A 24,799-nucleotide genomic window follows, 5' to 3' on the forward strand; every position below is an offset into this window, starting at 1 on the left:
TATTTTTCTTATTCTTGATCTTTCTTAGAATATTATAAATACTAAAATTTTTGAGTTCGCATATTATGGAAGATTATTTGGTGGGCATTGGAAAGAGGATCAAACAAATTCGCAAAGACAATAAAAAAACCATAAACGATGTTGCTGGAAGTGCCGGGGTAACTGCCGGCTTAATTTCCAGGATAGAAAATGGCCGTACCATTCCATCGTTGCCCGTATTTTTGAAAATTGTGGAAGCATTGGGCACCGAAATGACCGTTTTTTTTGATGGTATCCCCAATGTAAATGGACAGAATTTTTTAGTGACCCGCAAAGATGAACAGTCCGTGATCGATAAGGAAGACGAAGCTATCGGCTTTTCTTACAATTACATCTTTAGCAAGCAATTGAACTCGGTCGGCTTTGAAAGTGTGCTCTTGGAGGTACAGCCCAACTCTAAAAGGGAAAAAGTGGTGACCGATGCTTTTGAGTTCAAATATATTTTAACCGGTGAGTGCTATTACGAAATAGGCGACCAAGAAGTGCTGTTAAAAGAAGGGGACTCTATTTTTTTTGATGGTAGAGTCCCCCATGTACCTGTAAACAAAGGGAATGTTCCTTCTAAAATGTTGGTTGTATATTTTTTTATCTGATCAGGAAAACAATTCCTCCGCCAAGCTGGACAAGGATTCCAAGATAAGGGTTGGCCGTGCTGTTTCCAATTGCTCACGGTTCTGTGCCCCGGTAAGTACACCTACCGTCCAGCCGCAATTGGCATTTTTACCCTCTTCAATATCGATAGCGGAGTCGCCGGCCTTTAATACCTTTTGCGGATCGGTAACACCAAATAATTCCATGGCCTTATCTATCATTTCGGACGACGGTCTTCCATTGACCACATCGTCCGCCGTGATCAAAGCATCCACCTGTTCACCGGGAATCCACCCCAATTTATTTAAAAGGGTTTCCGCTGTTTTACGATCATAACCAGTATTCAACACTATTTTTACTTCCTGTTTCTTTAAGGTTTTAAATAGTTCTTCAACGCCATCATAAGTGCCAACGTTTAAATTGGTATAAGCATCTTCCAACATTCCCTTAAAATCCTGAAACACTGCTTTGGCATCCACACTTTTGTTCTGGCTTTCCTCTAAAATATCGGAAATGGCCTTAAACTTTTCCTTTCCAGCGCCGCATTCGAGTACAGTTTCCAAAGTAACATCCACGCCATGCTTCGCCAGAGCGGCCCTTACGGTTTTGTACACCACATTATCTTCGTTCACTGTGGTTCCCGCCATATCAAAAACGGCCAGTTCTATTTTTTTCATAAATTGATTTTCTGTGCATTAAAAATTGTTGCAATGTTTTTTTTGGAAAATCCGGCACTCCCAGTCATTCCCTTACCTCCGATTCCCGTAACAATATGAATATTGTTGTCTATTGTTTTTTGATAAATATCACTGTTTTTACATTGTGAGTACATGCCGTACCATCTTTTTTGGATTTGATAGGTGGGCAGGTCAATAATTTTCTTGGCCTCCTGAACCATAAAATCATCAATATCCATATCAAGATCGTATCCCAGATCTTCCATGTTACCGGCATCGGCGTATTGGTGGGAATCCCCGAGAATTACCGAACCATCTGCTGCTTGTTTAAACAAAATGTGTACCCCCCATTTCTTTTGAAGGCTGTCCTTTGGCTCGTTGGCCTTTATCGTTTTGAAGGAAGGACATTCGTGAAACGCCTCGTACCTTCGAATGGACCAACCTGTCAATATAGATCCTTTTAGATTGTAATTCCCTTGGGGTTTGGTCTGCATCATCTGCAATTTGGAAACCTCTAGATCACTGGATGCAAACGTTTCGGGATAAAGATTTTTAAAATCGGCCCCATTGCAGATTATCACTTTTTTGGCTTGCACTTCTATATTTTTGGTGTTTTTGACCCTAACCCAACTACCATCGGATTCGCAGGAAACCACCGGAAAATCGAACTTGATATCCAACCCTTTTTGCTCCATCAAATATTTTTGAAGTTTATGGATCATTACCCTGGGCTCTACGGTGACTTCTTGCGGAAAATACAATCCGGACAGAACATAGTCTTTCCTTAATCCTGGATATTTTTCCAAGCACTGTTCCTTGGTTAGCATTTTGGATTCGTAATCGTTGCCACTGTTTATTGCCCTAAGCTCCACCAGCAAACGCTCTTCTTCTTCGTTGGATGCTAAATAGACTGTACCGTTCTGACGGATACTGATATCGAACTGCGATTGGATATCCTTATATATTCGAAGACTTTCGCGGCCAAATTTTTGCCATTTGGTATTCATGCCAGAAGGCACAACCTGTCCAAAGTTCTGGGTGGTAGCCCCTTTGGGGTAGGCATCTTTTTCCACCAAGCAAACTTTTAGGCCCATTTCCATTGCATGATAGGCATGAAAAGTTCCCAAAACACCGCCACCTACAATGACAGCATCATACTTATTGTCCATAATCGAATTGTTTATTGAGTTGTTCCGCCTTGCTCAGCGCAGTAAAATGAAAATACAGCACCAGTGTACAGCCAATACCTATAAATGCTACGGCATAGGTTCCATATATAAAAAAGTTGAGCCAAGATAAATTGGCCTGTCCAAAGTTTTTATAGAGCAAAACAAGTACACTGCCCACGTAGCCAAAAGAATCGGCGATGTATATAAGAAAACCCGAATTCCCTTTTACATGATAGGTGGCTATGAAGCGGTCGAAAAAAAGACAATTGAAGGGCACGTAGCAGATATATAGCCCAAAGCCGGTGCAAACCATCCAAATAAATGGGTCCAGTACTCCTGTTTGAAACAAAAGTGTACCTACGGCCAACACCAAGGTGCCCATTATTAGTAGGGCATGATAGGTAAGTAGCGCCTTAAAATTGTTCTTTATATAAAAAATGGAACCTATGATCAATAAGACTATAATTGCAATTATGATTTCCGATGTCGAAAAAACGGAAACATCGCCCTGATACCCGATACTATCCCAAAGTTCTCGAGCAAAATTGTCCCTAAAATCCCTAAATGCGGTTAAAAATGTATAGAAGAGCACAATGAGCACCAATGGAAAAAAATACTTTTTGACCAAGTCTCTTCGGTCTGCCGCAGTCATTGGGATACGTTCGGTCCTGCTGGAAATATCTTGGGCTGTTGGTGGTGGAACCCGTTGTAAAAGAAGGGAGCAAATCAAAAGGGGAACAAAAAACAATGCCCCGGTCACGGAGGGCATCCAAAATTCGCTCACACCCCATGAATTCATAACAAAGAGGCCTACAGATTTTACAACGCCACTGGAGACGATAAAACTTGCAGATAGGACCACTCCCAGAATATCGGTAAACTTTCTTCCTTCTATATAGGAAAACACAATGCCCCAGATCATTCCCAAGGGCAAACCGTTCAAGAACATAAACAATATATTGTACGGTGCAGGGACCCAGGCAAAAAGCAACAGGGATATTTCTGCAATACCTATAAGCGATATTAAGTAAAGTAACCTTTGGTCGGGTTTTAGTTCCGATATCACTTTTATACCGACAAATTTGGATAGTGCGTACCCCAACACCTGCGCAATCACCAATAATATCTTGTAATCCACTCCCCAGAAAGCCACTCCATCAAAAGTTGCTACAGAAAATGGTTTCCTAAAAGCGTACATACAAAAGTAAGTGCCAAAAGCAGCAAGCGATGCGTGCAGCACAAAAACCAAACTCGGTCGCTTAACAACAGAACTATTATCAATCAAAGTTTACTAATAATAAAATTAAGTTGCTAATTACTCAATTTATTATCATAAAAAAGCCACAAAACAGTTTAAATAATTGTTAGCTGTGGATTATCTTTTTGAAGGCCAGCCATCCATAAACTTTTGAAACTCCTTCAAATTAGAATGAAAATGTTGCGTTTATAGATTCTATATACTTTTCCGAAAAATCCAGTTATATTAGCATTTGTTAGAATTTTATATTCGCTTTTAATATTGGACCATACCGATTCACCTTGCAGTTTTTTGTAAAGTCCAGATTAATTGCACCCAACTAAGCAAACCGTTTTGGCACGCGCCGGAACATCAAACTTTAAAGTATGGCACTTATTTCCTTTTTGGGATTTACTCTAATGGTAGGTATAATATCCTGGTGGTCCGTTAGAAAAACGGACGAAACCTCATCGGACGGTTATTTTTTGGGCGGAAGAAGCCTAACCGCCGGCGTAATAGCTGGGTCACTATTGCTCACCAACCTCTCCACAGAACAAATTGTTGGCCTAAACGGCAGTGCATATAAGGACGGATTATCGGTCATGGCCTGGGAAACCCTGGCAGCGCTTGCCATAGTGGTCACCGCATTGTTTTTGCTCCCGCGCTATTTAAAGGGAGGACTTACAACGGTCCCTCAGTTTTTGGCCAAACGGTTCGATGTTACCACAAAAACGATTACATCGGGACTTTTCTTAACGGGCTATGTTGTTGTGCTGTTGCCGGTAATTTTATATTCTGGTTCGGTTGCCATAAGTGGTATGTTCGATGTTCCGACCTTACTAGGGGTATCGGATTCCACCGCTTTGGTCGTTTGTATTTGGGGTATCGGTATCATTGGTTCCATTTATGCGGTTTTTGGAGGATTAAAGGCTGTTGCCGTTTCAGACAGTATCAATGCGGTTGGACTTATTGTAGGTGGTATTTTGATACCCGTTTTTGGATTGATGGCCATTGGGGACGGAAGTGTTCTTGGCGGCTTGCAAACATTAATGGATGCCAACCCAGAGCGCTTTGATTCCACTGGGAATCCTGGACAAGAGGTGCCCTTTTCCACCATTTTTACAGGAATGATGCTGGTTCAGCTTTTCTATTGGGGCACCAATCAACAAATCATCCAAAGGGGATTGGGCGCAAAAAACCTTGCGGAAGGCCAAAAAGGCCTATTATTGGCCGCATTTTTAAAGATTTTAGGGCCAATAATCTTGGTGTTGCCCGGGATGATCGCCTACTATTATTTTGAGGGAGGGCTTGCCAGTAGCGACTTGGCATATCCCGAACTGGTACGCGCCGTGCTTCCTAAACCATTAATGGGCTTCTTTGCCGCTGTACTTTTTGGTGCTATTTTAAGTTCGTTCAATAGTGTGCTCAATAGTTCGGTGACCTTGTTCGGGATAGACATTTATAAACAGCACATCAACAAAAATGCCTCGGAAATAACCGTGGTAAAATACGGTAAGGTGTTCGGCGTATGCTTGGCACTTGCAGCCATGTTCATTGCCCCAATGATTGCCAACGCTGGTAGCTTGTTCAACTATTTACAAGAGATCAACGGTATTTACAGCATCCCTATTTTCACTATAATCGTTGTGGGATATCTCACCAAAAGGGTACCTGCCATTGCAGCCAAAATAGGCATCCTTTCAGGATCCATTCTTTACATCATCAGTCAGTTTATTGTGGGGCCCAGAATGGTGGCCAACGCACTTGCCGAAGCCAAGGCAAATGGCATTACAGACCCTGTGGAACTAAATCTGGTAGAAGCCGGTGCCTATCCACACTATCTTCACGTAATGGCGATATTGTTTGTTTCCAATATTGTAATTATGTTGATCATCGGGAAGTTTTATCCAAGAAAAGAACCCTTCGAATTGGAGTACACCAAACAGGTTTCCATTGAGCCCTGGAAGTATGTAAAACCGGCCAGTGCATTTATCTGCTTTATCGTTATTGCCATTTATGTGTACTTTGCGAAATAGAGCAAAATTTATAAAGATTTAAAGTAAAAGCCCGGAAACAAATTCCGGGCTTTTACTTTAATATGCTCTTTAAAAAAGTATCCTTATATGCCCTGCCCAAGGGTACTTTGGCCCCATTGGCCAGGATCACCAGATTTCCTGAAATCCTATCGATTTTTTTGGTGTTTATGATATGTGATTTGTGGATTTGATAGAATTGATCGCCTCCCAAAACACTTACCCAATGTCTAAGTGGTTCGTTGGACAAGATTTTTTTGTCCTCCAAGTGGATTTCGGTATAATCGGAATCCGAGGTAATCGTGTAAATATCATCCACCAGCACTTTAATATGCTCGTGGCTGGATTTTACGTAAATCTCGGTCAGTAGTTCATTGACGCTGCCGGATCTCTGCACATCCAACTTGGCATTTGCCTTGTTCACGGCCTGTAAAAAGCGCTGAAACGAAAATGGCTTCAACAAGTAGTCCACTACATTTAGATCATATCCTTCCAAGGCGTATTCGGAGAAAGCAGTGGTCAAAATAACTTGAGGAGGGTCCGGAATACTCTTTAAAAAGTCCAGACCATTGATTTTTGGCAAGTGTATGTCCAAGAACATAATATCCACGGACTCCCGGTTCAGGAATTCCATGGCGCTCAGACCGTCCGAAAACATATCAACAAGTTCCAAGTTGGGAACATCTTGTATATATTTTTTTAAGATTCGCTGCGCCGGTGGTTGATCCTCAACTATAATACACCTCATCTTTTTAGACTTTTTCCAGTTCCAATTTTAGATATACCTTGTAATCGTTCTCTGTTTCCTCTATCTGCAAAATATGTTTTTTTGGATAAAGCAGCTCTAATCTTTTCCTCACATTTTTTAACCCGATACCCTTGGCCACACTATCCAAACTAAAGCCAGAGACGTAGTTATTGCTGCATACGAATTCCAAGGTGGTATTATTTACCTTAACGGAAATATTGATCTTGATATCCGAAGATTGACCCGACTGGCTATGTTTAAAGGCGTTTTCGATAAACACAATCAAAATTAATGGCGCGATCCTGTATTCGCCCTCTATTTTATCAACATCAAAAAGTACCTCGCCCCTGTCCTCTATCTGTAATTTGTACAACTTGATAAAGTTCCCCAGTTGCTCCAGCTCTTTTTTGAGCGGGACCATCTGCTCTTTGGACTCGTACAGCATGTAACGCAGAACACCGCTCATCTCCAAAATAATCTCAGGGGTTTTAGGCGATTCTTGCAGGGCATAGGAGTATAAATTGTTCAAATTGTTGAACAAAAAGTGCGGGTTTATCTGGTTTCTGAGAAATTGAAGTTCACTTTCTTCTATGGCGTTTTTCAATTCATCTATCTGCGCTTGTTTCTGCAAGGCATCCCATCCGAATTTAAATCCGGACAGAATACAGATTACGGGCAGTACACTGAACAATGATATATATATTCCAGGAAAGCTTCTTCCACGTTCGGTATCGGGAAACATTATAGGCTCCAACACCAATTCTTCGATCAAAATTACGGATACCACTACCAAGGTCACCCCAAAGAAGAACTGCCAATACTTTTTCTTGTACAGAAACCGCGGCATTAGGTAATACGTTATGGACACGGTCGAAATACTATAAAACAACAGGAATACGGCCCGATACCAGACAATTCCCCCGGTGTTTCGGCTAAAGGAGAAAAACAATAGCACCAAAACGTGCAGTATTATTTGAAAAAGAAGTTCTTTTTTAGAAATCAAAATGCTCTTTTTAGCTAGAACAAAACTATTGATAAAAGTATTGCATAAGAAAAGTTGCTTTATAAACAACCATATTTACCCTGTAAACGACAGTTTGACCACAAAACGCACTTAAGTAATTGGTTAAATGCATATTAAGAAATAAGGGGTTTATCGTGAAGCCAGATTTGGCAATCAACTTGTAGGGATTCCAAATATTTTGATGAAATTGGAGAAAAATGGCATGTATCAATATTGCCACTTATATGACACTCAACAACAAACTTTACCCAACAAAAAAGCCACCGTTTTTCGGTGGCTTTTGCTTTAGATGCTCCCCCTCTTGGGCTCGAACCAAGGACCCTCTGATTAACAGCGTCGTCGAATGGGGTACAAGCAAAATTAAATTTGCTGTTATTTAATTGATTATCAATATTTTAATAAATTTTAATTTCAAACAGAATCAATTGAAACCAAGCTTTTGCGTGCAAATTGCGTGCAAATTTTTTTATAACTTATGTTCATGAATACGAGTATAAAGCTAAGTTTGGACACCCGCAGAATGACCCAAAATGGATGTTTTCCCATCATTTTGAGGCTGACCCATTTTAGAAAAACCACATCAATCAAAACAGGTCATTATGTCCCAGAGGAATATTGGGATCATCATCGATGCAAAGTAAAAAGAAATTTTCCAGATGTTGATTCAGTCCACTTAATGAATACCCTTTTATTAAAAAAACAACTTAAGGCACAAGAAGTAATCAATAGACTGGCCGATAATGATCAATTGGATAGTCTTACAGCAAAAGATATTGCTGATAAAATAGTCAATAGAAAAAGATTAAACTCCTTTTATGAGTTTGGCCTTCAAAAAGCGGAAGAGCTTATAAAAGAAAAGCGGATTGGCACTGCTAGAAACTATTCCGGGATAATTGGGCGACTAAGAGTATTTACAAACGGTAGAGATTTAAAATTTAACGAACTAAACCTTGAATTCTTAAGACGGTTTGAAAGACATCATTTATCTAAACCAGGCAATACCATTAATGGAATTGCATCATATATGAGAACGATAAAGGCCATCTACAATAAAGGAATCAAGGAAGGCATGGTGGATGAAGCTCTCTACCCTTTTAAATACTACATAATAAAAACAAAGCCAACTGAAAAAAGAGCCATTAAGATTGAAAGCATCAAGAAAATACTTGAAATGAAAACCGAGATTGGCTCCAATCATTTTCACTATAGAAATTATTTTATTCTTTCTTATCTGATGTTAGGTATGTCTTTTATTGATATGGCATTTCTGAAAAGGGATAATATAATTGATGGCCGTGTTAAATTCCAAAGACGGAAAACAGGAAAACGTTACGATATAATTATAACCGATCAAATTAAACCCATTATTCAATACTATCTGGACAATCCTAACCCCTCTGGTTTTTTATTGCCCATAATTTATCGGGATACTTTGGAATTGCAGTACAAAGATGCCCAATGGGAGCTTAGACGTTACAATATTGGTTTGAAGGAAATCGCAAAAGAATGTAAGATTGAAGAGCGTTTAACTTCTTATGTTTCAAGACATAGTTTTGCAACCCATGCAATGTTCAAAAAAGTTCCTCTGGAAGCCATATCCGCAATGATGGGCCACAATAAACTCAGTACCACTCAAATTTATCTAAAGTCATTACCAAGCAATGTACTTGACACCTATCAATTAGAACTAAATTCTATCTAAAAAATAGTTCTGCTTTCTTTTAAGAATCTTACAAACTCATTCGAAAAGCTGTCATAAATAAGTTACATATGCTATTCTTTTCAGAATAGATTAATTAACTCTTCTGGCTACTACTTCATTTTCTGAATTAGGAATACCATATATGATGAGTGTGTCTAAGTGTATTTCTTTAATTGGAAAGGCATAACTAAGTTTTTCCAACAAATAGAAACATAAAAAATAAGTTTTTTGCACCTTTTCAATAATAATGTGGTCCGTAACTATGGATGGATTATCCATTATAATTGCATCACCTTTAGCTTTTTTCTCACCCAATACAAACTTCATTTTTGCATGGGCAAAATGAATACTAAAGGATTTATTATAAAGGCTGTCGACTTGATTGTCTTGGTCTTTTGTAGGTAGTAATCGGACAAACTTCACTGGATGCTCTACATTGACATCATTAACAGACTTTTGTACCAAGATATTGTCACCAATGAACTTAAAATCAACTATAAGTGAATCATTTAAAACTAGAGTGTTCTTACCAAGAATTTTAGTTTCTCCCTTTTCGTACAACTTATCAAAATCAAATGCATAAATACTATCACTTCTTATCTCAATAATATTTACAAGTGGATAGTTTATTGAATTCGGGATTCTAATCTGCATCCATTTTCCCCGAATATCCTGTGCATTCCCAATGGAAAAGATTAAAATTAACGAAAGAAAGGCTAGCACCCTTGAACTGATCATGGTTAAGTTATTTTATTGATTTCATAGTCTGGATTACCTTTAATCAAGGCTTCGTTCCTATGCAAGGGTAGAATCTTTCTAAAAAAAGCATCTCCTACTGTGTATATCACCTTATCCTCCATTATTGGTGGTTTCACCCCTTTTAACTCAATTTCTTGAATGCTATATGGTAAAAAAATAGGATTTTCAGTGATGGCCTCCAGAGAAGACTGAATTTTTAAAAACAAATCTTTATGTCGATGATTTTCGGGCGAAACCCATATTTCTTTTAGGGTTTGCTTTGGCAATGTCAACTTCATCATAGGATTGAATTCCTTAGATTCCTCAATCTCCAATATTTGGATTGTATAGACATTGTCCAACAAGCTTACATAAAACTGTATTTGTGTAATGTCTTTTCGATTACTATCAATTTCATTTGAAAATTGTACTTGTCCACCATAATTGGGGATAAAACCAAAAGTAATTCCTTGAACATTACACCCAATTTCGCTACCAATATTCTTCAGCACTCCATCTTTCCAATAAACCTTATAATTTTCACTATTCCCAATTCTATCAAGAATCAGTTCCTCAATACTGTATTTTGCAATGGAATCTAACCCATAATATTCATTAAGAATACGATATAGCTTGGGGAACTTAACAATTAAACTGTCTATATCCTTTTTTTCTTTTTTCATTTGCAGTATCTTACCACTGACACACTCGCACCTCTGCAATTACCAATCGATGCAGTAGATCCCACCCTTAAACCCTGAAAAGCTATGTTCAAATTTCTTACCATAGCTGTACCGTATTCAGCGTCTGTAGGTTCTCTTTCTCCAATTATTTTTGCCATCACCTCATCAACATATAAACTATGCACAGCCGTCTCCCAAGCTATTTTAAGTCTTGTAGTTGCAATATGATTAGGATATTTTACCTCCTTATTATTGTAACCATAATCAAAATTAGGAATTTGAATACAAATATTCGGAATTTTGATTATTCTTCTTGGCCCTATTGGAATACCCAGAACTGGTGTTCTGGCTGTAAGACGCAGTCCCGACATCATGGTATAATAAGAATCTCCTATATCACTCCATACAATCCCTCCACATATTTTATTTTCTTCAGGTATTTTTACGAACGCATTGGTGACATCCTCTCTTTCTTTTTCAACCTTATCAATTACTGCCTGCCGTGACCATACGCCATACGAACCTGTGGTAAGGAGGTTTAATTGGCTTTGTAAGTAATCTTCCCCGAATATATACTGAGCCTTTGGAATTTGTGGGCTATATTCCTTTGCCCATTCATTTAAGATACTTTCATCCCAAACCATTGGAGGTCTATAATTGGCAAGTTGGGACGGCAAACAAGAAAGTTGAGGACTGGGACAATTCACATTGTTACTGATTAAATAAGCACTCATTTGAAAAACCTTAGCTTGCCACCCCAAACTGCGATAATGCGCTACCCGCTTATCGCTTATCTTAGTTAAAAGTTTGTCTCCATCGTTGACCATGGCTTTCAAACCGATAGATCGAGACTTATTAAAACCACTTTTATAAAAGGCGTCGCCAAATGCATCAAAGGCGATATCCCTGAAATTAAGGGCGTAGAACTTTGGACCTGGGCCACTATCGGTATCATAACTTCCTAAAGAATTCACATTCATGGCGAAATTTCTCAATTCGTCACAATAACCGCATTCTATCCATTTATTAAGTATTAGATAATCCTTTTGATTGTCCTTTGCTTTCTCCATCCAGTTTCTTGACCAAGTATTGTTCTTGGCCGCATTTTCATTGGCAATACGCACCGGACCGGAGTTGCCATATCTACCACCTTCATAAAACTTAAAATACTCTCTTTGGGCCGTGGAAAACGAGGTGTAGTTCTTGCCCATTTGTCTGTTCATTTCCTTTAAGAGAGTGGTATTCTCCTGTTTCTTCAACCAGTTATCAATTTCTTTCCTTGCCAACTGTGAGTACGCGATTTGTGATTGTAACAATTGTAGGATGTTAAAATTTCCAAATGACAAATTGAAAAGAAATTCGCCACCATCTTCCACACCCCCAATTGGTTCGATGTTGACAGGAAGCCTAGCCGATTTAGTATTGGACACATCAGCCTTTTCGGCATCGATGGCAGCCTGCTTGTCATAATAATGCAGTTCATACTGGGCATACGTCGCTTTCCCCCCAAACAGGGAGAACGAAAGAAATAATATAGTTATGTATAGATTCTTCATCTTTTTGTGATTATCGTTTGACTACCAATTTTGTATACAATCTGTCATTGACCTGGACCTGGACGACATAGATCCCTGATTTGAGGGAACCATTCGAAATGGTATGGACATGCTCTCCTGCCCTTAGGAAACCATTGGTTACGTTCTCCACATTGGAACCACCATAATAGTCCATGAGCCCAACCTGTACATGGGCATCGGTTTCCAGTTCATAGTGGATGAGAAGGTCATCTATAAAGGGATTCGGGTACAGTTTGATAAAGCTGTCCCCTTGTTCGGCAAAGGCAGCCAGGGCCTCCTTAGAAATCGGGGTACCCTCACGGGTCAGTACCAACATTATGGGTGGCCCAGGTTCTGACCAATTCAGAATCTGTGATTCCAATCTTCCCAATAGGTAATCAGTACCCTCCAAGTTCCTCACGGTAAAAGACATAGAGTTTAATCCGTAATCGAGGGTTGTATAATCGGGATGGTCGGTAAATTGCTTTTCGATGGTCACCTGCCCATCAAAAATGGTCAAATCTCCGTTCCTCCAAATGGCCTCGCTGGTCGTAGAGCTCTCTCCTACTTGAATGGTGCTTTCCACAGTTCCGTAGACATCAGAAACCTCCCCGACGGTCAAATTTGCAGGAAAAGTTCGGGTCATCTGTGTCCCTGACCAGTCCATTTCCATCCATTGCCCTTTCCAATTTCCTGTAATGGATTCGGGAATGGTTCCCATTTCAGTTGGTGCAATGGAAAGGATTTCCCCTTGACCATCGGCCATGGCCTCAAACAAATCCCCATTCTGTATTTCATCTTGAGCAGTTAGATCCTCTATTACATCCATCTTTTCCAATTGGCCCAATAGTACCTCACTATTGTAAATGGGGTTGTTGGTTAAGATGTCCAAAGCCCTTGCCCTGTCCTTCGGAACCCCATATCCGAAATAGTACATTTTGGCCAACCAATGCTTTGCCATAGGATGATTGCTTTTGGTAAACCATTCCAAGGCCTTGCCATAATCTTGTGGTATATTCCCCAACCCTTTTAGATATAAATAACCCAAGCTGTAACTTGCCTTTACATTGCCCATTTCATGGGCTGCCCTGAACTGTTCTCGGGCTTTGTCAAAGCTTAACGGGGCTCCAATACCATCCTTATAGAGAATACCCAACAAACATGTCGCCGCTGCATCCCCTGCTTGTGAAAGCTTCTCTATTTGCTTGAAAACTCGTTTCGATTCCTTTCTGTCAAAATCACCAAGATAAATATAGTCCTCCACGGATTTCAAGATAGAATCGTTGTCCGCTTCCTGTGCCTGGAGGGACATACATAGTACAATGGCAAGAAGTGCCATAATAGAATTTCTGTTCATAGGATATATATTAATGGTTTGTTCCTGTTGTGCTTAGACCAATAGAAAACAAAATCGGGGTCAAGTAGTTTCACTTCTTGAAGATAAAAGTAGCTATGTACCATAAGCACTTAGTTAGGTTGGTAAATTGGGATAATCAGTTCCAGGACCAAAAATTTCATGGCTCTGAAACGTTAAAGCAAGGTAAATCAAAGTTTAGGTTTCCACTCAACTGTGAAACATTGGAATTTCTAAGGTATATACCTTAGTTTTACTGAGGTATATTTACAGAAGACCTCTGGCTTTGGCAGTTTCGATAATAGATTGGGCCTGTCCTCCATCCAGACCAAACAAACTGGCCAGCCTCCGTTTTCTCCACTCAATCCCCGATGGGGACATTTTGAGTTCTTCCGAAAGTTCACGAGTCCCTGACCCTTTGGATAAAAGGAATAAAAGTCGGCGGTCCACATCCTCGATTTCCTGTGGTATTGACATTTCCTTTCGCAAAAATTCCTGAATCGATGGACTGAAAAAAGTTTCACCGGTTATTACCTTACTCAAGGCCCCTTCTATCTGCTTAAAGTCCAGTTCACTTTTTATTATAAAGCCTTCAGGATTAATCTGCCTAAAAATGGTATAGTACTGGTACTTCTCACTGATGGATGTAAGAAATATTATTTTGGTATTCGAATCTGATTTTTTTATGACTTTAGCTAAATCAAATCCTGTACCACTGCTATCGGCACCTAGCCTAAAATCCAAAAGTGCCAGGCGTACCTTTTTACCTGAATTAATATAATCAACAGCATCATCGTAGGAATGGTAGATTTCAATTTTAAAATCTAGAGTTTGGTGATTTTGGGAAATCTCTTCCAATGCCAATTTAAGAGCATAACAGGTCAAAGGCTCATCTTCAAGTATTAATACTTCTTGTACTATCACTTAAATTAATTTTATGGTAATGCAATATTTTTCTTGGGGGAGAGTATGAAATTACGTAAACTAAATCACATATTTAAATATTGCCTTATACTCGATACAATCCAAAAGGATAAACATGAATCTACATATGTGCTTTTTAGTTTCATTGCCATTTGGTCCTCAACTCTAAATTTATTGGCAACTTTTGAGGGTCAATCTCACTATAAAAGAGATAACCATAACTCCTATCTTTTGTGACCTTAGTAACATTCATTAAATGATTTCCAAATCTGTCTTCAAAACTGAGATAGTCGGTCACATTACTTTCTAATCCTTTATCCAATTCAACTAACCAAGTAAACCTTGAAGAAACGTACGGGTGGGTAACTTTTTGAATACTCAAAATTCTGGCTGAAATGGGTTCTTTAAGAAAATAAGATTGCCATTGTTCCGGAATTTGGTCCAGATTAAGTTCTTGATACGTTGAATTATAAGTTTGATCCATACTGACCAAATAAGCGCCGTGTTCCTCAGGTTCAAAACCTGAATTGTAATATTCAGAAAACCTTATAAAATCATTTTCCTTCTTTATACCCCATTCTGGAAATGCTTCTCCACCATATACTTCTGACAAAAGATACTCATGATTATTCCACTCTATAACATGATAGCTTGTTTTGTAACGTAAACTATCCAGTCTGGGGTTTAAAACTTGTTTCATGGGTTTCGGAACCATAACCTCTGAATACTCAATAAATTCCACTCTTTCTGGAAAAAGTTTTAACCCGTCGCTACTTTTCTTATACTTACCAAAAACCATAGTTCTTTCACCTCCACCCAAACAACTAAAATCATATTCTTCGCTGGAGAAACGGCCATTTGAAATAAGGTTAAGACTAAATCCCATATTCATAGCTGAGTATGAATAATTAATTGTGTCAAGCTTTGATTCCGATAGATTTTCATTAGGTTTTCCTTTTTCCTTTTCAGAACATGCGAAAAGGAAGACAGTTATAATTGCGAAAATTAAGTTGCTTTTCATTTAAATGAATAATTACCTAAACGGATAAACCACCACAACATATATGCCATGAACAATTTCTTCGTTCACTAATTAACTGGTTAATTAGGACTCTTCAAATTTTCATGTCGACCATATAAGCTTTAGGAAAAAGCGAACGAAGCAAAGCGAAGTGCTGCAAGCCCAAATCTTACCGGAACTAATTTACTGAGCGAGGCATAATGTCAATTTGGAAGCTTCAGGCCTCCGTATAATTCTTTCATTACTTCACAAGGGTCTATATCAATGGCCAATGAAATAAGGTAGAGTTCCTCTGCCCTTAGTTTCGTGGTCGGGTTGGAACTCAATTGACTTATCCGTGATTTACTTATACCGGTCCTTCTCGCCACTTCCGCTTTGTTAATGGACTTTTTGGCCAAATATAATCCTAGGTCTGTCATTTTAATAATGTAAAATTTTGATACATAAAGATAGATTTTAGATACACCTATATAAAATTTTATCCAATTCGTATAGAAAATGAGTATTTATTCTATATTTTCGTATAGAAATTCTATACAATTGGATTGAAACCCACCTTAAAGCATCGACATATGGATTCCTTAGCACAAAGAAAGAAACAGCTAGACCCCCAGATACAGGGGCTTTTATCGGATATCAACAAAGTAATTCCGTATGTCGTTCAGATCTATCTGAACAAAGGCCATGAAAAAAAGAACACCTTTAGATTCAGGTGGAACATCATTATTGATGCACCCAAAAATGACATCAACAACAAGTTCCTTCCCGTTATCCAAGGGTTGTTCCTTGACCATCAATATCATTTCCACAACCTCTTTTCTCATGATTACGCCAAAACAGAACTGGCTAATGGAAACCTGTATTTCATCAACCATTGTCGGACCGAACATCTCATATTTGGAAATCAAGAAATCGGCTTTCCTTGGAACCAGCATGAAGACCTTACCAATGAGAAAGTCCAGAAAAAGATCGAAGAGGACTTTCGGACATCCATGGAAGGCAGTTTTGCCTTTCAAAAGGGGTTCAAATACTTCATGTCAAATAACAACCTTTCCCAAGCTGCCTTTATGGCCCACCAAGGGTTTGAACTGGGATACAGAGTACTGGAGGGCTTTCTCTGTGGAAAAGTCAAAATCTGCCATAAAATAGAGGTCCATCAAAGGTTCTTGGAAAAGAACATACACCGAACAAGGGGAATGTTCAATCTTGAAGAAAATCTAGAGATGGAGTTATTGGAACTATTGGATAGGGCCTATTCCGGTTCAAGGTATGAGAACTCCTTCCATATTGAAAGGGATCAGTTGGATATTTTGGAACAAAAACTTGAAAGTTTCTTGGATGAAATCAGGCAATTGTTCCAAGAGGAACTTGAACTTTTACAAACTTATAATACAAGTGGAAAAAAGATTTCCGTTGAACCTCAAAATAAAGAAGCCCCCAACCTATTGGACACGATTAGGCAGTTGAGCAAGGAAAACTTTGCAATGATGAGACCTGCTAATCGAAGGACCAAAAAAGGGTATTATCTCAACCATATCTATGTCCACAGTCACTTTTCCATTTTCTATACCTTAAAATCGACCCTGAATGTATGTATCCTGGCCTTGGACGAGCAATGTGATATGACCTTGGACATCAAAAACATCAAGGAGGATGTAAAGACCGTACTGGAGTTTGCGAAGAACCTCATCCCCTTGGAAGAGGGCAACTATCTGGATCAAATGCGGGAACTCATGCTTTCCGATAATGAAACCACAACTTAACAAGGAGGCCATGGAAAAGAGCGAGGAAAGCCAAATAAGCGAAAAGGAACTACTGGACAAAGTGATTGGTTTGTTGAATCCAAGAAAGCGAAGATATCATGGGAAGGACGAACCACAAGTCCAAGAAGTAGTGTTCAAGGTGGAAAACAATTCAGAACTGCGTTATGTCATCTCTTGCCTGCTGAGGCTGTGCATGTCCACCATCGACAATGAAAACGAACTGGACTCCCCAAGACTTCCCTTTCTATCCAAGGATGATGCAGTAATCACCATACTGGAGTTGGTCATTGATATTCTTCCCGATGACCAATTGGACAGTTACGATCGAATAGAAAAACTCCTTTTGAAGGAGTAAGCATGATTGTCAACCCAAAAACATCAACAATGAAACACAAAAAGAAGCAACTCAAAACCTTGAAGGATATACAAGAGCTTAGAAAAAGTCTTACCGGGCTGCTTGGAAACAAAAAGTCCATTGATCCCAATGGAAACCATGTGTACTTCGAGGTCAGGGACAACAACCACCTTTTGATGCAAGTCAGAAGCCTATTGCAGCTCTGTGTATTCGCTCTTGATGGTGATGGGATGATGTTGGCCCCTAAAAACAATAATGCATCAAAGGAGGATAGTATTACCCAAGTATTGGAACAGGTACTTTGCATCCTGCCGGACAGCCAAATTTACTATATGGACAAACTGGATGAAATGCTATCGAAACTTGAAAACATGTAATCCAATAAAATCAATTTAAATACTTCACGTCATGAACCCAAACGAAGAAAAGCTCCTAAAGGATTTGAGACACCACTCAAATGACCATTCCCCGACATTGGTCCCACATCCATGGTTCAAGGAAAAGTTCCAACCCACGTTCTTTTACCTTGATGGTCATGCCGATCTATTATTGACCGTTCGTGCCTTGCTATACCTCTCCTCAAGGGCAATCAATCCTGAACTCGGTCAAGATGATGTTATGGACAAGAACCAAGAAGAATATATCCATCAGGCGATGACCATTGCCAACCGTTTGATGCCTATTGGGGAAGAGGCACTGATGGACCATTTGAACCTATTCTATAGGGAGGAAAATAAAGCCAAAGAGGAAGACTGATTTAGTTCGCCATAAATAAGCAATTGATTCACGATTTTTACGCTAAAAATTCCTTCATTTTACCGGGCTGAGAGCAATTTTAAACTAAAAATAGGGTTAACCCAAAAATTTCAGTTGGGTTAAAAACGGAATGAATCCTACACTAGTTTCAAACTTCAAACAATCAGTTTTCCATTAAAAATTCATTGATTTTACTGGGCTCAGAGTGTTTTTCCATCAAAAATGATGTAAATGCCAATAACCATTTTTTTTAAAAAACACCCTAAAAATGGGCTTTTCCGAAGGAAAATGAATCAATAGCGCTGCGCCAGCACGCTATCCTCTTGCTTTACATTTTTCTTTTGCGAAGCAAAACAAAAAAGAAAGCATTCCAACTCTGGAGATGAAGTAACTCTTGAAATTATTTAAACGCTATACGGGATTCCACATTTTCCAATTTATTGAAATTTCTTACATTTAGCTCAATCCCCCATATTTACATTGAGCCTAGTAAAAACTATGCTTTAAAACTTGGGCATAGTCAATCTAATTGTTAGTATATGCTGATAAAAGTTTGGCATATAAATGAGTTGGCAGTAATTAAAATAACGAAATGGAAACATCATTACAATCATTATCAAAAATTTTTACTGAGAAAATATACAGAATCCCTGATTATCAAAGAGGTTATGCTTGGACTGAAAAGCAACTTAAAGATTTTTGGAATGATCTAGTTCAACTCGAAAATGGAAAAAATCATTATACAGGCGTTTTAACAGTAGAGGAAGTATCAAAAGAAAATTACCTTAAATGGGAAGATGATATTTGGATAATAGAATCAAAAAGTTATGAGCCATTATATATAGTGGACGGACAACAAAGATTGACCACCTCAATAATACTAATTCAAGCTATTACCGAGACTATTCCCGAAGGAAAAAAATTGAACTACAACTCTTCTAACGAAATTAGAAAGAAATTCATTTTTGAATCTAAGGATGAAGGGATTTCCAGATCATATATTTTCGGCTATGAAAAGGACAATCCAAGTTATGACTACTTAAAATCTAAGGTTTTTAATGAAAAACTTGATGAGTTTTCATCAGAGCCTGAAACCATTTATACTAATAATTTAGAAAAGGCTAAAAAGTTTTTCAAGGATGAATTATCTAAGTTAGAGTTTGAACAAATTGAAGTCCTATACAAAAAATTGACTCAAAATTTCTTGTTTAATTCTTACTCAATATCTTCAGATATTGATGTTTTTATTGCTTTTGAAACAATGAATAATAGAGGAAAACCTCTATCGTACCTTGAATTGTTGAAGAATCGATTAATTTATTTGTCCACAAAATTCAACGTTTCAGAAACGGAAAAAAACAGTTTACGAAAAAGGGTTAATGAATGTTGGAAATCAATCTACCATAATCTTGGAAGAAATAAAGAACAGCCATTAGATGATGATGTTTTTCTTAGAAATCATTTTTTAATCTATTTCGGAAAAAAAATATTCAATGATTTAAAGGGGAACTTCAAAGAAGATTTTACTTATTCTATGTTTCTTCGTTCAAGGCGTAGAGGAGCAATTTTAGACTATCCCGTATTTCTATTAGAGGAACATTTTGTCACTAAAAACATTTTATGTGAAGATATACCTAATGGAATTTCCATTGAAGACGTCTATAACTATGTTCAAAGTCTTCAAAACTCTGTGGAAACTTGGTTCAAAATTTTCAATCCGAATTTAGGTAACTACTTCTCTGATCAGGAGACCTATTGGTTAGAGAAAATCAATAGAAATGGAATCAATGCAGTTGCTTCTTTAATAATGGTCTTTTTTGAAACAGAAAAGTCAGAAAAGAAAAGAATACGTTTATTAAAAGCTATTGAACGCTATAGATTTATAACTACAATGTTATCTTACAGATATCATTATGGATTTTACAATTCAACCTTCATAGAATTAGCTACTGATTTATCAGAAGACCAAATAAGTGTTGACACTGTTATTTCATCCATTACTGAATTAAATAACAAAATTTACAATGATGTCGAGAATAAAAAATCAATAAAAAAGTCATTCAAAAATTATGGGTTTTATTCTTGGGATGGAATAAGATATTTTCTGTATGAATACGATTTATCATTATTCGAAAAATCAAAAACCAAACGAATTAAATTAGATTGGTCAAAATTCAATGATACAGACTATGAGTCGGTAGAGCATATTTACCCTCAAAATGCAAGAAAAGAATGTTGGACGAATAACTTCTCTAAATATACCACTAAACAAAGAAAAGTTTTGAGGCACTCAATTGGAAACTTGGTACCACTTTCTAAGCCAAAAAATTCCAGCTTTAAAAATAAGTGTTTTGTTGATAAAGTTTCAAATGAAGAAAACTCTATAGGTTTTAGATTTGGTTCCTATTCAGAAAATGAATTGACAAAATTTACTGATTGGACAGCTATAGAAATACTTGAAAGAGGAATTAGGCTTCTAAGCTTTATGGAAAAGAGATGGCAAATTTCAATCGGCAATACAAAAGATAAAATTGAATTTCTAAATCTCGATTTCGTATTACAGAACGAGGGAATAAAAATAGAAGAATTAACTACTGTCAACATTGTGTATAAGTAATAGCGGTTTAAGTGATAAAACGAAAGAATTAATACAAAACATAACCGAAAGGTTTTAGAGTAGAAATCCGCTACTACTCATACAGACCGTTGGCAGCAAGCTATTATCCAATAAAAATGAAATATTTATTTATAATCGTTTGTCAATTCCTGCTTACACAAATTAGTGCACAAACCAATCATGTAATAACTGCCAACATTCTGGAAAATGTTTATCGGATTGAAACGGATACATTGTCTGGAACTTGTTTTTTGACAGAAAATAATGGCAAGGAATATCTAATTACTGCCAGACATCTTTTTAAGACAGGCTTAAAAAATAAGGACAGTACAAAAATCAAGCTTTCTTTCAGAAACACAGTAAAAGACTACAATGCTGAATTTAAAATATCTTCTAATAAAAATATTGATATTGCAGTACTAAGTATTTCGGAATCTCTGAAAAAACTTAAACCACTCCCTTCGTCAAAAAAAATTATAGTTGGGCAAGATATGTTTTTTCTAGGCTTTCCATCATTCAATAAAAGTTCTTTTTTTACCTACGATAAAGAATTGGGAATACTCCCCTTGGTCAAAAAAGCTATCTTTTCCGGTGGTCCTGTGCTGGACGGATACAACTTACTTTTTCTCGATGGACATAACAACCCTGGATTTTCTGGAGGTCCAGTTATTTCCTATGATTACAGTTTACAAAGCGCAGCTATTGTGGGAATTATTTCAGGTTATTACCCTGAAGAAAGACAAGCCAAAAACCGAGATGAAATAAAATTAGACGCTTTTACTTTTGAAAATTCTGGTATCATAAAGTGTTTTCCTTTTAAACTTGTATCAGATATAATTACAAGTAACTAACTCCAGCTTCAAACAAAGAGGCGATAATTCATAATGGATACTTCGGTTCATTTAGTGTCAGTGATATCGGTTTAATCTGTGCCACTTTGAAAGATTAGGCAACAATTACCTTGTCGCTTAAAAATAAGCGATATGCCCAATACATTGACAAAAGATTGGGGAGAAAGAATTCTGTAGCCTTCCCTAAAGTGGTGGATTGACTAGAATACCAAAAGGCACGAATAAAGAACTAATATTAGTGAATTCATTATAAAAAAACAGTGCCCAAAAAGACCACAGTTAATTATGGGCAATAATACAAGCATCCTATTCATTAACAAAAGTATAGTCAAAAAAGTAAGGTGTGTAAAGTTCAAAACCCATTGAGCAAATTTAGTTGCACCCTATTCCAATTTTATTAAACGCTTTTCTTGCCGAACACTATAAAATTGAAATAGGATCCATGTGCAAAAGTTTAAGGGTAAGAATTTGGGACAAGTCGCAAATTATTCTGGAAAATTTTAGTCTGAAATGTTAAAGTTTGGCCCCAAACTTTATTTTTTTCAATGCGCGTGCAAATTGCGTGCAAATGAAAAAGGCTCCAGAGTGTGAATTTCTCTGAAGCCTTGCTGTTTCTGCTCCCCCTCTTGGGCTCGAACCAAGGACCCTCTGATTAACAGTCAGATGCTCTAACCAACTGAGCTAAGGAGGAATATTTTTACCTTAAGCGGGTGCAAATATAATAGATTCTTTTTTACACCACAAACAAAAAAATTGCTTTTCTATTTAAAAAGCCATTTATATAAATCATTACCATTGGCAAACAACAATAATGCGATCAATATAAAGAAACCAATCATCTGGGCATACTCCAAAAACTTATCGCTCGGTTTACGCCCAGTTACCATTTCGTACAACAAAAAGGCTACGTGACCTCCATCCAATGCCGGAATGGGCAAAATGTTCATAAAGGCCAAAATAATGGATATAAATGCCGTAGTGGCCCAAAATGCAGGCCAGTTCCAAGTATCGGGGAACATTCCTCCAATAGCGGCAAAACCGCCCACCTCTTTATATGCACCAGTATCGGGATTGAATATTTTTTTCATCCCCTTAATGTAATCCGTTAGCGTTTTTACGCCTTTGTTCCAGCCAGCGGGAATGGATTCCCAAAAAGAATACTTCAAAGTTTTTAATTCCAAATAGCCCGCTTGTTTAAACTCTTCGGGTGTCATTCCCAAAACTACACCAAGTGCAGCATCATCAGATATGGATACCGTAAGGTCTTGAAGCGACCCCTCTCTCATAACCTTAATCGGTACTTCTTTGCCCTTATTTGCTTCCAAAATAGGAGTAACTTGGTCTTTATACTCCACAGGTATACCCGCCATTTCAACAACAGCATCGCCTTTTTGTAGACCACTATCGGCATTTGGTGATTTTTTAGGGACTTCGTTAATCACAAATGGCAAGCGGTAAGAAATAAAACGAACCTTTTCCTTATCTTCGGACAAGGTTTCTATAAAATCAACCGGAATTGTTTTTTCAATGATCTGGCCATCCCTCTCAATGGTATATTTTTCACCATAAATCATTTCAGGAAGAATCTGCTGTAAAGCTTCTATCTTTTTCCCATCCACAGATAAAATTTTATCCCCAGTTCTAACTCCCAATTCATCGCCCAAACTTTTCTCTGTTACCCAAATTCCATCTTTAAGGCTATCGTTGGCAATATATTCTTCCCCATAAGTAAATACCAACCCTATAAAAATCACCACCGCCAAAACAAAATTTACGGTAACACCGCCCAGCATAATGATCAAACGTTGCCATGCCGGCTTGCTACGAAACTCCCATGGCTTTGGTTCTTGCTTCATCTGCTCTTTGTCCATGCTCTCATCGATCATACCGGATATCTTTACATATCCGCCCAAGGGCAACCAACCGATTCCGTAAACAGTTTCTCCTATTTTCTTTTTGAACAATGAAAATTTGACATCAAAAAACAGATAAAACTTCTCCACCCTGGTCTTAAAAAACTTCGCAGGGATAAAGTGTCCCAACTCGTGAAGCACGATCAGAAGCGACAAACTCAAAAAGAATTGTATGGTCTTTATTAGTATAGGGGTCATCCGTATTATTTTCTTAAAACGAACAAAAGTAACCTTTTAGGTATTTATAAAAAAACATCTAAATTAATCCCCTTGCCATTTAAGAAAGATTTAGCAACAAAAGCCGTCTTTCTCCTTGAAGAATAACCAATTGGGCCGTAATTTTGCACCTATGGGATCTTTCTTTGCAAAATACAAGTTCTTTGGCATCGTAATGTTGGCTCTTTCCGGCGTAATCGTATATCTATTTTACAATGCGCTGCAACCAAAAAAAATGTTGCCGGTCTACCAACCATCAATGGTAGACAAATCGCTTGTGGACAGCACATTGCACTATACCAAAAAGTATCACAAAATCGGGGATTTTTCCTTGGTGAACCAAAATGGTGACACCATAACACAGAACAATTACAAGGACAAAATCTATGTAGCCGATTTTTTCTTTACCACTTGCCCTACGATTTGCCCAATAATGACCAAGAATATGGCCGAGATCCAAGAAGTGATCAAGAACAAACCAAACGTTATGCTACTCTCCCACTCCGTTACACCTCAAATCGATACCGTAGCGCAATTAAAAAGGTATGCCATGGAGAAAGGGGTCTTGGACCACAAATGGAATTTGGTAACTGGAGATAAAAAACAGATCTATGAGTTGGCCAGAAAGTCGTATCTCGCGGTAAAAAACGACGGAGACGGCGGTCCTTTTGATATGATTCATACCGAAAATTTTATCCTTGTGGACAAAGAAAAACGAATCCGCGGCTTTTACGATGGAACCAACCGAGACGATATTGATCGCCTTTTGGAAGATCTTAAAATACTTGAGGCCAGTTATACGGAATAATTGACAAACGATTATCCATGATCG

General features: G+C 37.9%; 23 protein-coding genes and 1 tRNA gene. 10 read left to right on the top strand and 14 right to left on the bottom strand.

Annotated features, from left to right (window positions below):
- The first annotated feature begins 65 nt into the window (after positions 1 to 65).
- The gene (locus tag AB9K32_RS12635) at positions 66 to 632 is read left to right on the top strand and encodes an XRE family transcriptional regulator (protein ID WP_224836430.1); all 567 of its coding nucleotides are present in this window, start codon (positions 66 to 68) and stop codon (positions 630 to 632) included.
- Here AB9K32_RS12635 and AB9K32_RS12640 read toward each other — a convergent pair whose 3' ends face one another.
- Genes AB9K32_RS12640 through AB9K32_RS12650 form a run of 3 tightly spaced genes read right to left on the bottom strand, consistent with a single transcriptional unit; the run spans position 633 to position 3,674 of the window.
- Positions 633 to 1,307, bottom strand: coding sequence for a phosphonatase-like hydrolase (locus AB9K32_RS12640; protein ID WP_224835765.1), 675 nt, complete (start codon positions 1,305 to 1,307; stop codon positions 633 to 635).
- Complete coding sequence (locus AB9K32_RS12645; RefSeq protein ID WP_369885387.1) at positions 1,304 to 2,476, bottom strand: TIGR03364 family FAD-dependent oxidoreductase; 1,173 nt, start codon at positions 2,474 to 2,476, stop codon at positions 1,304 to 1,306. Before AB9K32_RS12645 ends, AB9K32_RS12640 begins: the two co-directional genes overlap by 4 nt.
- Complete coding sequence (locus tag AB9K32_RS12650; protein ID WP_224836431.1) at positions 2,466 to 3,674, bottom strand: DUF5690 family protein; 1,209 nt, start codon at positions 3,672 to 3,674, stop codon at positions 2,466 to 2,468. Before AB9K32_RS12650 ends, AB9K32_RS12645 begins: the two co-directional genes overlap by 11 nt.
- A gap of 425 nt (positions 3,675 to 4,099) precedes the next feature.
- On the opposite strand from AB9K32_RS12650, the gene AB9K32_RS12655 reads away from it, so the two are divergent.
- Positions 4,100 to 5,749, top strand: coding sequence for a solute:sodium symporter family transporter (locus AB9K32_RS12655; RefSeq protein WP_369885388.1), 1,650 nt, complete (start codon positions 4,100 to 4,102; stop codon positions 5,747 to 5,749).
- A gap of 52 nt (positions 5,750 to 5,801) precedes the next feature.
- On the opposite strand, the gene AB9K32_RS12660 is transcribed toward AB9K32_RS12655, so the two are convergent.
- Together AB9K32_RS12660 and AB9K32_RS12665 are read right to left on the bottom strand one after the other, a co-directional pair.
- On the bottom strand, positions 5,802 to 6,494 hold the full coding sequence (locus tag AB9K32_RS12660) for a LytR/AlgR family response regulator transcription factor (protein ID WP_369885389.1): 693 nt from the start codon (positions 6,492 to 6,494) through the stop codon (positions 5,802 to 5,804).
- Between the two features lie 4 nt (positions 6,495 to 6,498).
- Positions 6,499 to 7,497 carry a sensor histidine kinase gene (locus tag AB9K32_RS12665; protein WP_369885390.1) on the bottom strand — a complete coding sequence of 333 codons (999 nt, stop codon included), beginning with the start codon at positions 7,495 to 7,497 and terminating at the stop codon, positions 6,499 to 6,501.
- 502 nt (positions 7,498 to 7,999) lie between these two features.
- Here AB9K32_RS12665 and AB9K32_RS12670 point away from each other — a divergent pair.
- Positions 8,000 to 9,220, top strand: coding sequence for a site-specific integrase (locus AB9K32_RS12670; protein WP_369885391.1), 1,221 nt, complete (start codon positions 8,000 to 8,002; stop codon positions 9,218 to 9,220).
- A 90-nt stretch (positions 9,221 to 9,310) separates the two neighbouring features.
- Here the strand turns inward: AB9K32_RS12670 and AB9K32_RS12675 are convergent, their stop codons facing one another.
- The 7 genes from AB9K32_RS12675 to AB9K32_RS12705 form a co-directional block, all read right to left on the bottom strand.
- Positions 9,311 to 9,958 (bottom strand): hypothetical protein, encoded by a 648-nt coding sequence (locus tag AB9K32_RS12675; RefSeq protein ID WP_369885392.1) that lies wholly within the window; start codon positions 9,956 to 9,958, stop codon positions 9,311 to 9,313.
- Between the two features lie 2 nt (positions 9,959 to 9,960).
- The gene (locus tag AB9K32_RS12680) at positions 9,961 to 10,641 is read right to left on the bottom strand and encodes a hypothetical protein (protein ID WP_369885393.1); all 681 of its coding nucleotides are present in this window, start codon (positions 10,639 to 10,641) and stop codon (positions 9,961 to 9,963) included.
- Positions 10,638 to 12,197, bottom strand: a complete 1,560-nt coding sequence (locus AB9K32_RS12685; protein ID WP_369885394.1) for a hypothetical protein — start codon at positions 12,195 to 12,197, stop codon at positions 10,638 to 10,640. Before AB9K32_RS12685 ends, AB9K32_RS12680 begins: the two co-directional genes overlap by 4 nt.
- A 10-nt stretch (positions 12,198 to 12,207) precedes the next feature.
- Positions 12,208 to 13,554: a T9SS type A sorting domain-containing protein gene (locus AB9K32_RS12690; RefSeq protein ID WP_369885395.1), complete on the bottom strand. Its 1,347-nt coding sequence runs from the start codon at positions 13,552 to 13,554 to the stop codon at positions 12,208 to 12,210.
- A gap of 264 nt (positions 13,555 to 13,818) precedes the next feature.
- On the bottom strand, positions 13,819 to 14,475 hold the full coding sequence (locus AB9K32_RS12695) for a response regulator (RefSeq protein WP_369885396.1): 657 nt from the start codon (positions 14,473 to 14,475) through the stop codon (positions 13,819 to 13,821).
- A 142-nt stretch (positions 14,476 to 14,617) separates the two neighbouring features.
- On the bottom strand, positions 14,618 to 15,496 hold the full coding sequence (locus AB9K32_RS12700; RefSeq protein ID WP_369885397.1) for a hypothetical protein: 879 nt from the start codon (positions 15,494 to 15,496) through the stop codon (positions 14,618 to 14,620).
- A 203-nt stretch (positions 15,497 to 15,699) separates the two neighbouring features.
- Positions 15,700 to 15,915 carry a helix-turn-helix domain-containing protein gene (locus AB9K32_RS12705; RefSeq protein WP_369885398.1) on the bottom strand — a complete coding sequence of 72 codons (216 nt, stop codon included), beginning with the start codon at positions 15,913 to 15,915 and terminating at the stop codon, positions 15,700 to 15,702.
- 153 nt (positions 15,916 to 16,068) lie between these two features.
- Here AB9K32_RS12705 and AB9K32_RS12710 point away from each other — a divergent pair, with 153 nt between their 5' ends.
- The 6 genes from AB9K32_RS12710 (at position 16,069) to AB9K32_RS12735 (ending at position 21,838) form a co-directional block, all read left to right on the top strand.
- Positions 16,069 to 17,259 carry a hypothetical protein gene (locus AB9K32_RS12710; protein WP_369885399.1) on the top strand — a complete coding sequence of 397 codons (1,191 nt, stop codon included), beginning with the start codon at positions 16,069 to 16,071 and terminating at the stop codon, positions 17,257 to 17,259.
- Positions 17,243 to 17,614: a hypothetical protein gene (locus AB9K32_RS12715; protein ID WP_369885400.1), complete on the top strand. Its 372-nt coding sequence runs from the start codon at positions 17,243 to 17,245 to the stop codon at positions 17,612 to 17,614. Before AB9K32_RS12710 ends, AB9K32_RS12715 begins: the two co-directional genes overlap by 17 nt.
- 29 nt (positions 17,615 to 17,643) lie before the next feature.
- Complete coding sequence (locus tag AB9K32_RS12720) at positions 17,644 to 17,991, top strand: hypothetical protein (RefSeq protein WP_369885401.1); 348 nt, start codon at positions 17,644 to 17,646, stop codon at positions 17,989 to 17,991.
- 31 nt (positions 17,992 to 18,022) lie between these two features.
- On the top strand, positions 18,023 to 18,370 hold the full coding sequence (locus tag AB9K32_RS12725) for a hypothetical protein (RefSeq protein WP_369885402.1): 348 nt from the start codon (positions 18,023 to 18,025) through the stop codon (positions 18,368 to 18,370).
- A 592-nt stretch (positions 18,371 to 18,962) separates the two neighbouring features.
- Positions 18,963 to 20,987, top strand: coding sequence for a DUF262 domain-containing protein (locus tag AB9K32_RS12730; protein WP_369885403.1), 2,025 nt, complete (start codon positions 18,963 to 18,965; stop codon positions 20,985 to 20,987).
- Positions 20,988 to 21,103: 116 nt separating this feature from the next.
- A complete protein-coding gene (locus AB9K32_RS12735) occupies positions 21,104 to 21,838 on the top strand; it encodes a serine protease (RefSeq protein ID WP_369885404.1) in 735 nt (244 codons plus the stop codon).
- 617 nt (positions 21,839 to 22,455) lie between these two features.
- Here the strand turns inward: AB9K32_RS12735 and AB9K32_RS12740 are convergent.
- Both AB9K32_RS12740 and rseP read right to left on the bottom strand, forming a co-directional pair.
- A tRNA-Asn gene (locus tag AB9K32_RS12740) sits at positions 22,456 to 22,529 on the bottom strand.
- Between the two features lie 70 nt (positions 22,530 to 22,599).
- The gene (gene rseP / locus AB9K32_RS12745; protein WP_369885405.1) at positions 22,600 to 23,949 is read right to left on the bottom strand and encodes an RIP metalloprotease RseP; all 1,350 of its coding nucleotides are present in this window, start codon (positions 23,947 to 23,949) and stop codon (positions 22,600 to 22,602) included.
- Between the two features lie 151 nt (positions 23,950 to 24,100).
- Here rseP and AB9K32_RS12750 point away from each other — a divergent pair, with 151 nt between their 5' ends.
- On the top strand, positions 24,101 to 24,775 hold the full coding sequence (locus tag AB9K32_RS12750; protein WP_369885897.1) for an SCO family protein: 675 nt from the start codon (positions 24,101 to 24,103) through the stop codon (positions 24,773 to 24,775).
- Positions 24,776 to 24,799: the final 24 nt, after the last annotated feature.

The sequence above is a fragment of the Allomuricauda sp. XS_ASV26 genome (genome assembly GCF_041224615.1).
Taxonomy (GTDB): domain Bacteria; phylum Bacteroidota; class Bacteroidia; order Flavobacteriales; family Flavobacteriaceae; genus Flagellimonas; species Flagellimonas alginolytica.

What these genes read in the sequence shown, in the direction of transcription:
- AB9K32_RS12680 (WP_369885393.1), bottom strand. Translation starts at nt 10,641, where the DNA reads ATGAAAAAAGAAAAAAAGGATATAGACAGTTTAATTGTTAAGTTCCCC.
- AB9K32_RS12635 (WP_224836430.1), top strand. Translation starts at nt 66, where the DNA reads ATGGAAGATTATTTGGTGGGCATTGGAAAGAGGATCAAACAAATTCGC.
- AB9K32_RS12675 (WP_369885392.1), bottom strand. Translation starts at nt 9,958, where the DNA reads ATGATCAGTTCAAGGGTGCTAGCCTTTCTTTCGTTAATTTTAATCTTT.
- AB9K32_RS12705 (WP_369885398.1), bottom strand. Translation starts at nt 15,915, where the DNA reads ATGACAGACCTAGGATTATATTTGGCCAAAAAGTCCATTAACAAAGCG.
- AB9K32_RS12690 (WP_369885395.1), bottom strand. Translation starts at nt 13,554, where the DNA reads ATGAACAGAAATTCTATTATGGCACTTCTTGCCATTGTACTATGTATG.
- AB9K32_RS12670 (WP_369885391.1), top strand. Translation starts at nt 8,000, where the DNA reads ATGAATACGAGTATAAAGCTAAGTTTGGACACCCGCAGAATGACCCAA.
- AB9K32_RS12700 (WP_369885397.1), bottom strand. Translation starts at nt 15,496, where the DNA reads ATGAAAAGCAACTTAATTTTCGCAATTATAACTGTCTTCCTTTTCGCA.
- AB9K32_RS12730 (WP_369885403.1), top strand. Translation starts at nt 18,963, where the DNA reads ATGGAAACATCATTACAATCATTATCAAAAATTTTTACTGAGAAAATA.
- AB9K32_RS12650 (WP_224836431.1), bottom strand. Translation starts at nt 3,674, where the DNA reads ATGTACGCTTTTAGGAAACCATTTTCTGTAGCAACTTTTGATGGAGTG.
- AB9K32_RS12685 (WP_369885394.1), bottom strand. Translation starts at nt 12,197, where the DNA reads ATGAAGAATCTATACATAACTATATTATTTCTTTCGTTCTCCCTGTTT.
- AB9K32_RS12645 (WP_369885387.1), bottom strand. Translation starts at nt 2,476, where the DNA reads ATGGACAATAAGTATGATGCTGTCATTGTAGGTGGCGGTGTTTTGGGA.
- AB9K32_RS12660 (WP_369885389.1), bottom strand. Translation starts at nt 6,494, where the DNA reads ATGAGGTGTATTATAGTTGAGGATCAACCACCGGCGCAGCGAATCTTA.
- AB9K32_RS12710 (WP_369885399.1), top strand. Translation starts at nt 16,069, where the DNA reads ATGGATTCCTTAGCACAAAGAAAGAAACAGCTAGACCCCCAGATACAG.
- AB9K32_RS12720 (WP_369885401.1), top strand. Translation starts at nt 17,644, where the DNA reads ATGAAACACAAAAAGAAGCAACTCAAAACCTTGAAGGATATACAAGAG.
- AB9K32_RS12735 (WP_369885404.1), top strand. Translation starts at nt 21,104, where the DNA reads ATGAAATATTTATTTATAATCGTTTGTCAATTCCTGCTTACACAAATT.
- AB9K32_RS12725 (WP_369885402.1), top strand. Translation starts at nt 18,023, where the DNA reads ATGAACCCAAACGAAGAAAAGCTCCTAAAGGATTTGAGACACCACTCA.
- AB9K32_RS12715 (WP_369885400.1), top strand. Translation starts at nt 17,243, where the DNA reads ATGAAACCACAACTTAACAAGGAGGCCATGGAAAAGAGCGAGGAAAGC.
- AB9K32_RS12640 (WP_224835765.1), bottom strand. Translation starts at nt 1,307, where the DNA reads ATGAAAAAAATAGAACTGGCCGTTTTTGATATGGCGGGAACCACAGTG.
- rseP (WP_369885405.1), bottom strand. Translation starts at nt 23,949, where the DNA reads ATGACCCCTATACTAATAAAGACCATACAATTCTTTTTGAGTTTGTCG.
- AB9K32_RS12750 (WP_369885897.1), top strand. Translation starts at nt 24,101, where the DNA reads ATGGGATCTTTCTTTGCAAAATACAAGTTCTTTGGCATCGTAATGTTG.
- AB9K32_RS12655 (WP_369885388.1), top strand. Translation starts at nt 4,100, where the DNA reads ATGGCACTTATTTCCTTTTTGGGATTTACTCTAATGGTAGGTATAATA.